This is a genomic window from Clostridium akagii DSM 12554, assembly GCF_000686725.1.
Taxonomy (GTDB): Bacteria; Bacillota; Clostridia; order Clostridiales; family Clostridiaceae; genus Clostridium_I; species Clostridium_I akagii.
This window is the reverse complement of record NZ_JMLK01000017.1, coordinates 37531-52867: the sequence shown is the minus strand read 5'-3', so window position 1 is coordinate 52867 and position 15337 is coordinate 37531. Positions and strand designations below refer to the sequence as shown.

General features: G+C 29.5%; 16 protein-coding genes. 3 read left to right on the top strand and 13 right to left on the bottom strand.

Going from position 1 to position 15337, the window contains the following annotated elements:
• Window positions 1-34: 34 nt before the first annotated feature.
• The 6 genes from BR66_RS0110325 to BR66_RS23585 all read right to left on the bottom strand — a co-directional run bounded on the left by BR66_RS0110325 (window position 35) and on the right by BR66_RS23585 (window position 4524).
• A complete protein-coding gene (locus BR66_RS0110325) occupies window positions 35-952 on the bottom strand; it encodes a patatin-like phospholipase family protein (RefSeq protein ID WP_026882872.1) in 918 nt (305 codons plus the stop codon).
• Between the two features lie 14 nt (window positions 953-966).
• Window positions 967-1764 carry an ABC transporter permease gene (locus BR66_RS0110320; protein ID WP_026882871.1) on the bottom strand — a complete coding sequence of 266 codons (798 nt, stop codon included), beginning with the start codon at window positions 1762-1764 and terminating at the stop codon, window positions 967-969.
• On the bottom strand, window positions 1757-2521 hold the full coding sequence (locus BR66_RS0110315; protein WP_026882870.1) for an ABC transporter ATP-binding protein: 765 nt from the start codon (window positions 2519-2521) through the stop codon (window positions 1757-1759). The genes BR66_RS0110320 and BR66_RS0110315 overlap by 8 nt, the downstream gene beginning before the upstream one ends.
• A gap of 149 nt (window positions 2522-2670) precedes the next feature.
• Window positions 2671-3684, bottom strand: a complete 1014-nt coding sequence (locus BR66_RS0110305; protein WP_026882869.1) for an ABC transporter substrate-binding protein — start codon at window positions 3682-3684, stop codon at window positions 2671-2673.
• A 122-nt stretch (window positions 3685-3806) separates the two neighbouring features.
• Window positions 3807-4217 (bottom strand): nucleoside-diphosphate kinase, encoded by a 411-nt coding sequence (ndk, locus tag BR66_RS0110300; RefSeq protein ID WP_026882868.1) that lies wholly within the window; start codon window positions 4215-4217, stop codon window positions 3807-3809.
• A 28-nt stretch (window positions 4218-4245) separates the two neighbouring features.
• Window positions 4246-4524: a hypothetical protein gene (locus BR66_RS23585; RefSeq protein WP_035795981.1), complete on the bottom strand. Its 279-nt coding sequence runs from the start codon at window positions 4522-4524 to the stop codon at window positions 4246-4248.
• 239 nt (window positions 4525-4763) lie between these two features.
• Between BR66_RS23585 and BR66_RS0110290 the strand changes: the two genes are divergently transcribed.
• Together BR66_RS0110290 and BR66_RS0110285 are read left to right on the top strand one after the other, a co-directional pair.
• Entirely contained in the window at window positions 4764-5258 is a 495-nt protein-coding gene (locus tag BR66_RS0110290; protein ID WP_026882867.1) for a hypothetical protein, read from the top strand.
• Between the two features lie 136 nt (window positions 5259-5394).
• On the top strand, window positions 5395-6681 hold the full coding sequence (locus BR66_RS0110285; protein WP_026882866.1) for a D-alanyl-D-alanine carboxypeptidase family protein: 1287 nt from the start codon (window positions 5395-5397) through the stop codon (window positions 6679-6681).
• A 1-nt stretch (window position 6682) separates the two neighbouring features.
• Here BR66_RS0110285 and BR66_RS0110280 read toward each other — a convergent pair whose 3' ends face one another.
• The 7 genes from BR66_RS0110280 to BR66_RS0110250 all read right to left on the bottom strand — a co-directional run bounded on the left by BR66_RS0110280 (window position 6683) and on the right by BR66_RS0110250 (window position 13864).
• Complete coding sequence (locus BR66_RS0110280; protein WP_026882865.1) at window positions 6683-7498, bottom strand: CPBP family intramembrane glutamic endopeptidase; 816 nt, start codon at window positions 7496-7498, stop codon at window positions 6683-6685.
• Window positions 7495-10302 carry an AAA family ATPase gene (locus BR66_RS0110275; RefSeq protein ID WP_026882864.1) on the bottom strand — a complete coding sequence of 936 codons (2808 nt, stop codon included), beginning with the start codon at window positions 10300-10302 and terminating at the stop codon, window positions 7495-7497. Before BR66_RS0110275 ends, BR66_RS0110280 begins: the two co-directional genes overlap by 4 nt.
• Window positions 10303-11652, bottom strand: a complete 1350-nt coding sequence (locus tag BR66_RS0110270) for a metallophosphoesterase family protein (protein ID WP_026882863.1) — start codon at window positions 11650-11652, stop codon at window positions 10303-10305.
• 28 nt (window positions 11653-11680) lie between these two features.
• On the bottom strand, window positions 11681-12058 hold the full coding sequence (locus BR66_RS0110265; protein WP_026882862.1) for a hypothetical protein: 378 nt from the start codon (window positions 12056-12058) through the stop codon (window positions 11681-11683).
• 85 nt (window positions 12059-12143) lie between these two features.
• Window positions 12144-12635 carry a dienelactone hydrolase family protein gene (locus BR66_RS0110260; RefSeq protein ID WP_026882861.1) on the bottom strand — a complete coding sequence of 164 codons (492 nt, stop codon included), beginning with the start codon at window positions 12633-12635 and terminating at the stop codon, window positions 12144-12146.
• Window positions 12636-12673: 38 nt separating this feature from the next.
• Window positions 12674-13285, bottom strand: coding sequence for a hypothetical protein (locus BR66_RS0110255; protein WP_026882860.1), 612 nt, complete (start codon window positions 13283-13285; stop codon window positions 12674-12676).
• A gap of 36 nt (window positions 13286-13321) precedes the next feature.
• A complete protein-coding gene (locus BR66_RS0110250; RefSeq protein ID WP_026882859.1) occupies window positions 13322-13864 on the bottom strand; it encodes a DJ-1/PfpI/YhbO family deglycase/protease in 543 nt (180 codons plus the stop codon).
• Between the two features lie 728 nt (window positions 13865-14592).
• On the opposite strand from BR66_RS0110250, the gene BR66_RS0110245 reads away from it, so the two are divergent.
• Window positions 14593-15240: a DUF4397 domain-containing protein gene (locus BR66_RS0110245; RefSeq protein ID WP_026882858.1), complete on the top strand. Its 648-nt coding sequence runs from the start codon at window positions 14593-14595 to the stop codon at window positions 15238-15240.
• The last annotated feature ends 97 nt before the right edge of the window (window positions 15241-15337 follow it).

The window sequence follows — 15337 nt, the reverse complement described above, 5'->3', positions numbered from 1 at the left end:
TTATAATATTTCGCCTTAGTTTCTATATTTTCACTTACCTCCTGTATTTTGCAATATAATTATAAAAGCTCCAACTATTTAAGAATTCATTTGTTATATCAAATCCTGATTTATAAAGTTTATCGCATTTCTTCCGTGATATATTAAACTCTGTGGTTCTAACACCCCCTGTGCTTATTTCAATAGTCCTAACTGCATTTCTATCCGGCAAATATTCTTCCTCATTTCTATCTAAGCTAGTCTCTACCACATCAATAAAATATGAAAATAGATCTTTCCTAGCAGGAGTAACATGTTTATTTGTATTATTTTTCAATTTAAATCCAAAAGTAGGCCACCGTGGAGTATCCCTTACATCAAAAAGCCAAATTGGAAAATTACTTATAATGCCACCATCTACAATATAACTTACATTATTATTATACTTAAGCTTAACAGGTTTAAAAAAAAATGGAATACTTGTGCTCATTCTAACAGCCTTTGCTATTTCAAATTCAGATGGTTCAATACCATAGTTTTTTAAATCATCAGGAATTATTAGTATATTTCTACGAGTTACATCTGCAGCAATTATTTTAAGAGTTCTACCTCCATATGTTTCTAAGTCTTTAAATTTCACTATTCCTTTTTTCTTTAAGAGTTTGTGAATCCATTGTTCAATTGGACGGCCATCATAGAAACCTTTTTTTCTTATAAGTTCTATAGCGTTACCCATTAAAGGTATACCTCCATATGCACCTGTACCTACAATCCTTGTATAATCCATATTAAGCATTATTTCTTTCAGTTCCTTCCCTGTATAGCCTGCTGAGAGTAAAGCTGCTGTAATAGCTCCTGCTGACGTACCTGCAAGTTTGTTAAATGTATAACCATTTTTTTCCAGAGCCTCAATTGCACCTACAAAAGCTATTCCCTTTACGCCTCCTCCCTGAAATACCACATCAACTTTCATATGTTGCCTCCTAACTAAAATCTTGATCTTATCTTTTTTTCAAATATAAGAACTATTTCATACATTATATATGCAAGAATTGCAAGAATTACTATACTCATCATTACCATATCAAGCTGAGATATCTGGCCTCCATATACTATTAAGAATCCTAATCCTTCCTTGGCCACTAAAAATTCTCCCATTATTACACCTACCCATGAAAGTCCAACACTAATTCGAAGTGCAGATATTATATTTGGAACAGATGATGGTATTACGAGCATTACAAGAATTTGGAATTTATTTGCACCTAATGTTTTTAAAAGTTTTATTTTATCAGTATCTACTCTGTTAAAACCATCTAAAATACTTATTATTGTGGTCACAATAGATATCAAAATTGCAATTGTAACTATTGCTTTAGTCCCATTCCCTATCCAAAATATTATTATTGGAGCCAAAGCAACTTTAGGTAATGCGTTCAGCACTATAATGTATGTGTCTAACAATTTAGCCAGAAAATCGAACCACCAAAGTAATATTGCTATAGCTATGCCAATAAGCATTCCTAGTGTAAATCCTAAAACTGTTTCATAACATGTTACCCCAATATGTGTAAAAAGTGTTCCTTCTTTATATATATTAACAAGACTAGTAAATACTCTACTTGGAGTACTTATAAAAAATGGATCTATCCACTTTAAGTCTCCTGCCACTTCCCATAGCGCAAAAAAAACAATTAGGATAATCCATCTTATAATTGTTATCATCCTAGCTTTCCTTTTGATGTCTTTAACAAATTTCATATGTTCGTTACTAACACTATTCATCTATTTCAAGCTCCTTCCATACGGAATCAAAATATTCTCTAAACCTAGGGTCTGCTCTCTTTTGTAAGGGCGTAAGTGAATTGTCCTTAAAATCAATAGATATCTCTTTTTTTATCTTTGCGGGTCTCTTTGAAAATATTATTATTCTTTGTGACATAGATATTGCTTCTGATATATCATGAGTAACCATTATAACCGTTTTACCTTCCTGCTTTATTATCTTATAAATTTCATCACTAGCACGAAGCCTGCTTTGATAGTCAAGAGCTGAAAATGGCTCATCTAAAATTAAAATTTCAGGGTTTAATGCTAAAGTTCTTATCAATGACGCTCTTTGCCTCATTCCACCTGACAATTCACTGGGATAATGGTTTTTAAATTCCAAAAGTTTATATTCTTTTAGCATTTCTTCTATTTTCTTAATATTTGATGGGGTTTCTCTATGCTTAACTTTTAATCCAATTAGTACATTTTTATAAATATTTAGCCATTCGAAAAGTTCATCTTTTTGAAACATGTATCCAAACTGCCCACTGAAATTTTCTAGGTTTTGTCCATCCACTAAAATTTTCCCCTTTGAAGGTTTTATAAGTCCAGCAATTATATTTAATAAGGTGGACTTACCTGAGCCTGATGGTCCAACAATACTTACAAAATCGCCTTTGTTTACAATTAAGCTAACATCCTTTATAGCCTCCGTTTCACCCGCCATGGAATGATAATTCATAAATATATGTTTAATTTCTAATTTATTCATTTAAAACTCTCCAAAACCAATTTCTCATATATATTATTATATGAACCACAACCAACTTCGGTGTAGCCTAAAAAAAGAGAGAGAGCATAAATTTCAGATTGAAACATATACTCTCTCTCTTTTTTTTAGTGACAAACATTTGTCGCTTTTTATTTAACCGCTTCTTTGGCAATGTCCGTATTAACAAGTTTATTAAACGCCGGTCTTGTTTTAATGAGATCTTTTTGGTATCCTTCTATAATATCCATTAGCCTATTTATATCACTTTTATTTATTTCAGGACTATAAGCAAATGCATTTACCTTCCTATAATTTTTTACGTTTTGTGCTAAGAGATTAACATCTGTACCTGGAAAAAAAGTTTTTATCTTCTCTGCAACTTTAATATCACTATTATTTTCTATCCATTTTTGACCCTTGTAAATAGCTTTAGTGAACTTAACCAAGGTGTCCTTATTTTTATCTAAATATGACTTTGTTGTAAAATAGCAAGTATAGGGTAGCATTCCAGTCTCACTTCCTATGGAAGATTCAATATATCCGGAACTAGTTTGCCTCAAAATACTTGCTGTAGGTTCAAAAAGTGCAACATAATCTCCTGTCCCTGCTTTGAAAGCTTCTGCCGTTGCATTAAACTGTATATTAGTTATAATTTTTACGTCCTTTTTAGGATTTAGTCCATGCTTTTTAAGCACATATTCCAAGGTCATTTCTGGAACTCCACCTGGACGTGCACCAATAATTGTCTTTCCCTTAAGTTCTTCCCATTTGAAATTTTTTTCCTCTTTTCTACCAACAAGAAAAGAACCATCCTTTTGTGTAAGCTGAGCAAATACAACTGGATAATCCTCTTTATTTTGATTTTGGATATAAATTGATTGTTCTGGACCGCAAAAACCTATATCCACATTTTTACTAAGAACTTCCTGCATAGTCTTATCAGCACCTTGACCAATTGAAAGATCAATATCAAGACCTTGTTCTTTAAAATATCCATTATTCACTGCAGCATAAAAAGGAGCGTAAAACACTGAACGTACAACCTCATTAAGTCTTATTTTTTTAGCGGACACATTACTGCTAGTACCGCAGCCCCAAAAAACAGATGTGCATATACATAACAAAATTAGTAAACATGTTGGATAAAATAATTTTTTATTCATAAATACCCACCAATACAAATATTCTAATCATTATTATATGCACATCTCAATTACTTGTTCATAACCTGTTATACATGTCAATAATTATAATTTAAATTATTTTTCAAACATCTACTTTTTAATTATAACTTGATCTCTGGAAACCAAAGTTCTATTTCCCTTTTAGCATTTTCTTCATTATCCGATGCGTGAACTAAATTTCTTGTTCTATCATCAGCATATATTCCTCTTATGCTACCCATCTCTGCAAGTTTAGGATTTTTATCTCCATTTATTTTTCTAACAATTTCTATGGCATCTTCACCTCCAACTATCATTGCACAAATTCTTCCCTCAGTTATATAATCAATTAAATCACCAAAATACTCTTTTCCTTCATGTTCATTATAATGCATTTGAGCTATTGTTTTGTCTGCCCTAAGCATTTTCAATGCTATTATATAAAGACTCTTTTTCTCGTAAAAGCTAATAATACTACCGATTAACCCCCGCTGAACCCCATCTGGTTTTATTAATACTAATGTTTTTTCCATTGGGTAAATCACCTACCTTACGTAATATTTAAACTTTACAACTATTGCTTTCAACTTTTATTCCTAGTTCTATCTCTATACTAGGTTTTACTTCTATTTCAGATTCTACTTCAACTTCCTCATCAAAATTGAGAATATGATCCTCTGAGAAATAGTATTGGTATAATCTCTTAATATTATGCCTACTTTTTCCTGTAATCGATTTAAATGGACATGTTGAATCAGTTTCTTCATCACAATAAAATGGACATTCATTAAAACAACTTACCTCTTCATCATAGGTACTCAGAAATGAACATTTTTCCATAACTACACCTCGCATTCATAATTAATGGTAATTTTTACAAATCTTTTGCTTACATTATAAACTATTATATTAAAAAAATGAATACCCATTTTATAAAATAAAATGAAAAATATTTGCTCAGTTACGTATAATATGAAATTTTTATCAATAATTAATATTTACCCTTTTAAAATATCTTAATATGGAATATAATTTTAAATAACAAATAACTTAAAACTTTTTTAAAGGGAGATGATACTTTGAAAAAGAAATTATTGGATTATGTCATCATTTTATTACTTTGCTTTTTAGTGGCGCCAGTCGCACTTTATTTTATTTTAAGCTCTTCCGAATTTGACATATACAATCTTTATTACGCTAAGACTGCATATATAGAAATGTACTTGAAGATAGCACTGGTTGGCTTACTTTTATTTATACTAGTAAAACTTCTTAATAAAATATTATTTAGAGTATTAACTAGTAGACCCACTGAAAAAGCCAAACTAATATCTATTGAAAAAATAGATATTAGTAGCTTAGGCTCAAGCCTTCCAGGTGTTTCAAATGAATTAGAAGAGATATATACTATAAAGTTTAAGCATAATAATGAGATAATTGATATAACTATTTCAAAAGAAAATGTGAAAAATGATCTTAGTAAGGAAGATTCTCCTTATGTAGAATATCAACATATTAATCTTATTAAAATATTCAACAAATTTCTTAATATTAAAGTTCACACAAAGAAATAGTCACACTATGTAAGCACTTATGCATCTCTGGGTGCTTACATTTTTACTTTAAAGATGATATAATCTACGTGTTTTGAAAAATAAAATGACTTTATTATCAAATTGATTAAAATAGCCTATAAATGGAGAGATGAAATTGAAACGTAAAATTATTTATATAATGCTAACCATAGCAATGTCACTATCAATTACTTCAACCGCTTTCGCTGATGAAAAAGGTTCTGCACCAGACATAACTGCTAAAGCAGCTGTTGCAATAGATGCTAGTACAGGTGAAATCATATATTCTAAGAATCTAGATGCCAGGGAGTATCCTGCTAGCACAACAAAGCTTTTAACTGCACTAATACTTACTGAAACAAAAAAGCCCAGTGACATACTTACATATACGACTAGTGCTAAAAATCAACCTTCTGCATCCCTAAATGTTGATAAAAAGCCCATAAATGTTGGTGAAAAGATAACAGCCAAGAATGCTCTTAGCGGCATGCTTATTTATTCAGCAAATGATATCGCCTATATGATTGCTGACAATATTGTGGGCAAACCCAATGATAATATAAAAGATACAAATACTGATTTTTCTTTACTAATGAATAAAGAAGTAACTAAGCTAGGTCTTAAAAACACACATTTTGTAACCCCAAACGGTTTGCACGATCCAGACCACTACTCCACTGCATATGATATGAGCATAATAGGCAAAAATGCCTTTGAAAACAAAACAATCTTGGATACGGTAGAGCAAAAAAATTATGTTTTTCAAACTGAAGATGGACTTAAAATCCCCATTGTAAGCAGTAATAAACTTATTTTAAATAACCTTTCACTTTATGACAGTACATGCATTGGAGGAAAAACCGGATTTACGAACCAAGCAGGAAGATGTCTAGTTGCAATTTTTAATAGAGATGGTAGAAAAATCATTGGTGTTGTTATGAATTCAAAGAATGAACCCTCAGACACCCAAGCCTCAAAAGACATGGAAGCTTTAATAAATTACAGTTATTCTATAAAAGATACAAATCTTTATTCTGCTAATGATGCGCTTAGTACTAAGAGCCTCACTTATAAACCATTTATATTTCTCGGCCCCACTAAAACTATAGAAATTCCCCTTAAAGTAAGTAAAAATGTTCAATATTATGCTAATGACGTTAATAATAAAGAGAAAACTATTTCTACTACACTAAATACAACAAATCCATGGAAAATTAAATCAAATACTTCTATAGGAACGCTTACCCTAAAAGAAAGAGGTGTAACTAAAAATTATGATATTTATACAACTGTTACTACCAGTGATTTGCTAAGCCAAAATAAGCTTTTATATACAATTACTTCAATTATAGTACTTCTAGTTATTATGCTTGCCATACGAATTAGAAATGTAAAGAAGAGAAGGCTTAGGAGAAGAGAATAGGCTAGCATACTTGATTGTTAGTTTTTTCAATACTCCTAATTTCATTTTTAGTAGAACGATTAAAATTAAACATTAATAGGCAAAAGAGTATGGTTCCAGCTACTATATACGCAATTGAAAATTGAGGAACATAATATACTAGAATTGGAAATACAAATGATCCACATACATTAAATGTTATATGCGCTATTATAGAACTCAGAATAGTCATAGTTCTAACACATACATAACCTAAAATCAAACCCAAAACAGCTGTATAAATTCCTTGGAATATATTCATATGATATATTCCAAATATAACTGCTTGAATAATAACCGCAGGAATTACTCTTAAATTTTCTCTTATTTCACTTAGGATGATCCCTCGAAAAAGTATTTCCTCAAAAATAGGAGCCAAAATAAGTACTGCAACTATTCCTAAAACTGAACTCATGGTACCACTTATACTGTTTTGAGTTTCATTATATGATGGAAAATATTTTATAGTGTATTGGGATATGGTTATTAATACCAATGCATATGTAGCTGTGATTCCAATTATAAAAAATACGCTTTTCGTTTTGATTTTATTAATTTTACAAATTTTTAATATACTCTTTTGCCTAGCTTTTAAAATCACAAAATAAATCAAAAATGATATAATCATTGCAGGAATCATTACTGTAGCGGAATTATCATTCAAATATTTAGTTAAATCCGCTCCTTTAATTCCTTTAAAAGCCGCCTGTACCCCTATAAACAGAAAATCCACAAGTTGAAATCCATAGTATATAACCAAGTACACTAATATAATGGCTGCTACTTTAATATGTTTCATACTATCCCACCTTCTAAATAATCTACAAGACCCTCTTTGCTTGAAGAAGAGAACTTACCTTCATCAACCTTAAAGAACTGTACTTTTTTATTTATTTTGCTAATCGCCTTCACAACATCAGAATGACATGTAAGAAAAAATATTTGATTAGTTTTAGAAAGTTCACTAATTAATCTAATTGAATTATTTAAGTGTTTTGCATCAAAGTTCACCAATGAATCGTCAATTATCACAGGCAATTTAGATTTAATTTCAGCAATTCTACTAAGTCTTACAGACAAAAATAATTGTTCTTTTGTGCCACGGCTTAAGCTTTTCATACTTTCATTTAATGCTCCATTCTTATCCATTGTCATAAAATCTGTTTTTATAAGATTGTCTACAGGGCGTACTTCGGAGAACTGTCCATCTGTTATATCGCTTAAAATTTTACTAGTTCCGTTAAAAATAGTGTCTTTTGCTCCTTGGATAAAATCATTTTGAAGCAATTGCAGAATAAATGCTGCAGCGTTATTAACAGCATAATCCTCGGCAACTTTTTTAAACCTTCTTCTTCCATTTTCAATTTTTTTATGGGCCAATATTATATCCTCACTACTGCAAAGTCTACTTACTTCATCCTTTAAACTTGTCCTTTCATCCTTTAAATGGGTTAAATCATTTATTTTAGTTTCATATTTTATTTTCAGCTCACTCTCATCTCTTTTTATATCTTCAATATTAATATAAGTATTTATAATTTTTTCAAACCTTTGGAACAATTCTACATTTTCATTATCTTTAGTTAATGTTTTTTTTACTCTTTCTATTTCTAAGGAATGAATAAGCTGATTTTTTAAATTTTTATACTCGTTTTGATTTGTTTTATAATCATTAAATATTTTACACTTATCTATGTTTACATTAATACTTTCTAAAATATTAACATTTTCTTTAAGTCCTAAGGTTTCCATGATTTTTTCTTCCATTATCTCCTTTGCTACATTGGCTACACTAAGTTTTTCGTATTTATCCGCTAATAAACCTAGTTTCTTTACATTTTGAAATATATATTGGCTATTTTCTATAAGATTTTTTCTCACCTTTAGTTCATCTATAAATAAAAAATCATTGAATTTAATAAGTAGCTCCAATAATCTACCTAGTTCCAAATCGATGTTTTTTTCTAATTTAGTCATGTTATTTAAATCATATTTCAGATGCAAAACTTTTTTCTTTATTTCTCTAACTAAACCAAAATATATTTTGATACTAGACGTAGGTACTTCCTGTTTAAGCTTAAGTAAATCCTTATACTTACGAATCAAAGCTTCTAAACTATCTTTCTTGTCATTTAATTCTATCAACTCTTTTTTTCTCTTTGATATATCCAAATTTATAGTATTAATATTAGTATTTGCTCCGCTATTTACCATTGTCTTTGCTAGAAAAATCATGTTTAGTGCTGCTATTACTATCCCCCCCATACTTATTAAAACTCCAAAAATCTTATTAAAATTATATACAGCAAAACCAATAATTATAAATAGACATACAATGATAATATTTTTAATAAACATATTATTTGTGGCAGATGCGCCACTTATATTTGACTCTAAAAGTTTTTCTTCAAATTGTTTTATATTATAATTTATAGCCTCAATCTTACTTATCACAAGCTTTAATTCATCAATATTTTCGCTAAGCTGAATAAAAGGTATCTCTTCTGTATTTATGTTGAGTATCTTTGTAAAATCCTCCTTCCATTCTTCATTTATATCAGTAGCATCAACTATAATTTCATGTTTTGCTGTTCTACACTCATCAAGCATTATTTTGTAATTTTCTATTTTTTGCGTAATTCCTGAAATCATAAGTTGTCCATCTAATATTTCTTTTCCATTCTCCTTAAAACACTTCAATATATAATCAGAAGCACCAGTTTCTTTTGAAAAAATGAGCTTTAATTCTTCATATCTATTAGTAACTAAATCATATTGATCCCGTAGACTCTGACAAGTATCTAAAGCTAAATTACTAGACTCAATCTGTTTAAAAATCAACTTATCTTCATAATTATTAAGTATTAGTTTAAGTTCATCAGTTTTTCTATACAACTCATAATTCACTTTTAAGATTTCGGTGATAAATATATTATCCTCTATTGTCTTTATTTCCATTTCTAATTCATCTATACTATTTTCAATAAAACTAATCCTATTTATATCATTATTATACTTTTCAACTTGAGTTAGAACCTTATCTTGTAAATTTAGTCCCTGAGATATTTCATTATAACTATCTTTAAATAATTTTATCCTAGGGTTTCCATTTTTTCCGCCAATCTTTTCTGCTTGTGCTTTAAAATCCGAAATCATTCTAGGCACTGAAATAACCTCTTTTAACCCTGCGCCTAAAAGCACTGACTGCAATTTTTCATCTTCTTTATCTGTGTATTTAAGTTCATCCAAAGATATTGTGAATATTTCTTTATAGGTGAATATATCTACATCGCTATATACATTTTCTACACTTTCTATGCCTAACCCCTTAAAAATATGAGGTTTTGAATAACCATTTACCCTAGCTATAAATTCCTCATCATTATCATCTACAAATTTTCCCTCCACTTCATATTCTATTCTAGCTGGAGGAATGTTCATGGATTTCGAAAACCCATAGGGAAAATATCTTAATATATCTAATAATGTAGATTTTCCTGCTCTATTGTTCCCGCCAATAACTACAATTTCCTGGGAAATATCATCTAAAGTTACGTTATTATAAATTCCAAAGTCTCTAATGTATAAACTCTTGATGTGCATCTATCTATTCTCCTTTATAAACTTCATCACAATAAGTTCTTTTGCTTCATTTAAAATTTTATGAAAATCATCATCGTCCAGCTGCATTTTTAGGCTATTTAGATTCTCCCTATCATAATTTTTTTCCCATGCTTGTCCAAAGCTTTCTATTAATAAACCTTTTATAGGTTCTTCTTCACTTAATCTATGGCATAATTCATATAATTTTTTTATAGTAACATTATTATCTAAAAATTCCCTATAATCTGCTACTGAATTTTCAATTCTCACATCTATTGAATCTGTAAAAACGAACAAATCATTTTTCATGAATTCTGAATTTAACTCATCACATATTATTTCATTTATATCATCTGAACCTTCTGCAAAAATATTTTTAATATTTCCTATTCCAGTTATAATCCATCTAATTGCATAACCTTTTACTATTTTTGATAAATCCTCATTACATTTTATATCTTTAGGTATTAGTGGCAAGGTTTGTTTTATAAGTTTTGCCTTATTTGAGATTAGATTTATAAGTTCTGTTAGATTTTCAGGTGTTTCGCCTTTATTTTCATTTATGTTAATTTCAACTTTATCCCATATAACCTGGGAAGTTGGTAAGAAGTTTAGTTCAACTTTTTTAGCCTCATCTACTTTTACATAAATACAGCCACCTATTCCAGCCTCACCCATGTCCCTACCTTGAGGAATTCCAGAAAAAATCACAGTAGGTTTTTCATCATTCACTATGTCACATTTATGTATATGCCCTAATGCCCAATAATTAATATTGTCATTGGACTTTAAATTAGCTAATGTACAAGGAACATAATTCAGGCTATTTCCATTTAATTCGGTGTGTAGCATTCCTATATTAAATACGCCATCTTGTAATGGTTTATAAGACGTATACATCTTTCTACTATCGGCTTTTCCTCTATATGATTCACCACATATCCTAACTATTATGTTTGAATTTTCATCCAAAACCTCAAACTGACTTAAATTTTCACTTTCGCAAATAAATACATTTTCGGGCATTTTAAATAATTCTCTCTTGATTATAAATGCATCATGATTTCCACCAATTATAAAAACCTTTATATTTTTTTCCAGTAGTCTTTGGCATTGATTGTAAAAAAAATTATTTGCTTTTATAGATATTTCATCTTTATCGTATAAATCTCCACTTATCAATAAAAAATTCACGCTATAAAAAATAGCGTAATCAATTATTTTCTGGAATGCATTATAAACAGCCTCTTTAAATATGGTGTTTTTTTCAAATACAGCCTCATTACTAATATTTAGCATGCTTCCTAAATGGATATCAGCTGTATGTATAAACTTTATTGGTAATGCCAAAGGAATCACAACCTCTATTTTGAATTTTTTAAATATGCATCAACCATTTATCTAACCACTGATATGCTTTTGCCTTTATATCATTTGGTAAAAACATAGAGCTAGCATAAATTATACTTATAAATTCATTTGGTATTCTCATATCCAGATAATTTGCTTTAGCTTCTTTGCATATTTCATCAACTTCAGGCTTAATCATATTTTTTTCATTTTCTAGCCAAATAAATGGTTTAGGTGCAATTTCTTTTAAAAGACTACTTATGTTATATCTACAGGCTATCTCCGGTATTGCCAAAAACATGTCATATGCGTTTCTCTTTCGCCTACTTGCTTCTTTTAAATTGTTTTTTAACATATATGCTAAGTTTATAGAACATCCTGCCTTAATCCTTGGATCTACTATCATAGCTATAATTGCTAAAAACGCACCCTCAGATATACCAATTACACCTATCTTTTCACTATTAACCTGGTCAAAAGTTAATAGTACGTCAACTGCAATAATTAATTAATTCATTTATTTCCTTTCCAAGTTCTGTTATCCCCTCATAAAGCAGCTTATTACCTGCCTCTATTCTTTCATATTCATTTTGTAATTCATCGCAGGAAATACGCCTACTTTCATAAGGAAATCGATCTGGACAAATTACCACATTTCCTTTTTTACATAGTTCAGCAGCAACAGCTAAATAATTATCATCTCTTTCCACTGCCAAATTACTTTTACCTGATTCATATGAATTATTATTTCCTTCCCCATGAATAGCAAGTACAGATGGCATAGGTGTACTAATCCCTTTAGGTATTAGTACATAAGCTTCTACCTTTTCATCCTTAAAAACATTATAACTTACTAATTTTCTTGTATAAAGATCACATTCTTCTTCAGAAATAACCTGCAAATTCAAGGTATCGTCACGTGGAAATTCACTAATTCTCTTTAACATATCTTTAGCATTAACCCTGTTTTTTTCACAATTCATAAACATGCCCCCATTAATATATAAAAACTATCCTTATTTTATTTTATTTCATCATATTTCATTTTATAAGCCTCTTCAATCATTTCCATTTTAAAGTCATCTTCACTCATGTCTAAGTCTACATTTTTCATTATGTTCTTAATTGATAATTCTGCTACCTTCTTAATAAGTTTAACTTTATATACCTGTAATAGAGTTTCTTCTATATCTTGTTGAGTTTTTTGATTTTCTCCATCAATAATATGTTCCATTGATATATTCTTTTTTTTAAGTCCATAACCTATGATAACTGGCATTTTTGAATTCTCTAAAACATCTTCACCATAGATTAACGCTATTTTAAAACCCTTATCTATACCTGCAATAACTCTTTGAATTCCCATATTATAATTTACACTACTTATCATATCCTGAAAATTTATTTCTTGCTGGTTTAAGCCAAACTCCATTCCCATATTTATGTAGTATATTCGAAGTTTATTTAGGTTTCTTTTTATATTGTCTAGGTTAAATTCATCACAAATTTTCTCCTCATCAATGCTTTCTTGCCGTGCATCAATAATGCAGTTGATGCCATATTGATTTAATAAATCAATGATTTCTATAAAACTTCTGTTTAAATAATTGATGCTATAACATAATTTTTCCATAAATTTAAAAGCTCTTCTTTCACTAATTTTTTTAAACTATTTTGTCAATTCATTAGAATCATTTTTTAATAATTCAAATATATTGATCATAAATTGCGGAAGGTTACCTGGTATTTTTGCACTGACTAAATTTCTGTCTATGCAGTTCCCAGTATTTGTATAATCCCCTCCTGCATTTATTATATCATCAATTATTTCTTCTGGGCAAGTTATCTGGTATCCATCTATTGCTTTAGAAGATATTAAAACTACTGCTCCAAGTCCCGTACAACCAATAAGTTTGTTTTTGTCACTAATTTTAGATACAATATCCTTTATATATATATTATTTCTAAGTTTATATGAAGAAAGACCACCTGAAATAATGATTCCATCATATTCATTTGGATCAATACTACTTGGATAATCATCCACATCTAAAGTATATCCATGTAATCCCATATAACTATCCTTATTTCCTGTCCCAATTACAGTTACTCTAATACCTTCTTCTCTTAATCTAAAAATTGGATACAGTGCCTCCATATCTTCAAAACCATCTTCTGCAAGAACTATAATGTTCTTTTCACTTAACTCCATTTTAACTCTCCTCATCATAATAGATTATTGACAACTATTCCGGATATTAGCGAAATATTCATACTATATATTCTATCCGTAATATACGCTATATATCAACATTTTTTTTAATCACTATATACATTATAAAATACTTTTTGCATTTAGCGAATATTATTTTTCACATTGGGTATTATAATTAAGGTAATGAGGATTTAAAATTGTCGAGCAAAGAGTATTTTATGATTTATATATTATAGGTTGTAAAATATTCGACATAAGATGTATATGAGGTATTAACCGTGCTTTATATATGTCGGAGGAAGATTATTATATGTAGTGTAAAGCTGTTTATGTGCCTATTATTGGGTGTATATATGGTTTGTAATTATGTATATTAGTCGAGCTGAGACTGCATGGAGTGCTTATTCCTTTAATTAATTCTAATTTAAAGATTAAGGTTATATAAGGTCGAAAGATTTTATATAGTTTTTATAGTATTTTATGCAATCGAGCCAAGATTTATATATGTTTTGAGATGCTCATTAATAGTCGAAAGATTATTAATGGGTGTGTAGATATGTATATGGGTTGTAACGAAGATAATTTTAGGTTCCCTTACACCTAAAGAGATCAGTAAAATGATCTCTTTTGTTTTTGTATATAAAATAAAGACCTTAATTTATTATCACTTGGAAAACATAATCATATAATACTAAGGAATAAAATGTTTGAAAGGTGATTTTTTTATGTTTTTTGATCCATATGATACTTATAATTCTAGATTAGCTGTAGCTGTTTCCTATGCAAGAATATTTCATGCGGTTCCTAATGCTCCTGCCGTTGATGTTTATTTAAATAACAAAATAATTACTAGAAATCTTGGTTTTGGAAATTTCACAGAATATCTTTCAGTACAGCCTGGTTATTATGAAACTGAACTGTATAGAGCCGGGAGTCGCAACGATTTATTAGTAAAGGAGAACATATTTATAAATCCTTCTTCAATTTATACAATTGCTGCTACTAACTATCCAGCCAAAATTAATCTACTCCAAATACTTGAGCCTAAGGGACCATTCATACCAGGAAAATTTTTTATCAGATTTGGTCATCTTTCTCCAAACTCTCCAAATGTTGACCTAACTCTTGCTAATGGAAAAAAGCTTTTTACAAATGTGCCTTATAAAAAAATTACTGGCTATATACCTCTAATCTCAGGTACTTATAATTTCAGGATTAACTCATCTGAAACGGGGGAACTAGTTCTAAACGTACCTAATATAAATTTAAGAGGCGATAGATTTTACACTATATATGCCATAGGTCTTTTAGGTGATAGGCCTCCTCTTCATGTTGTTATTCCCTTAGATGGTAACTCCTATTTAAATTTATAATTTATGTTGTCTACTATATTATTCCCTTGACACTATTTTTCTGTTATATTATTATGTAATAGTATGATATTGTGTATTTGTTTAGTTACGTTACACT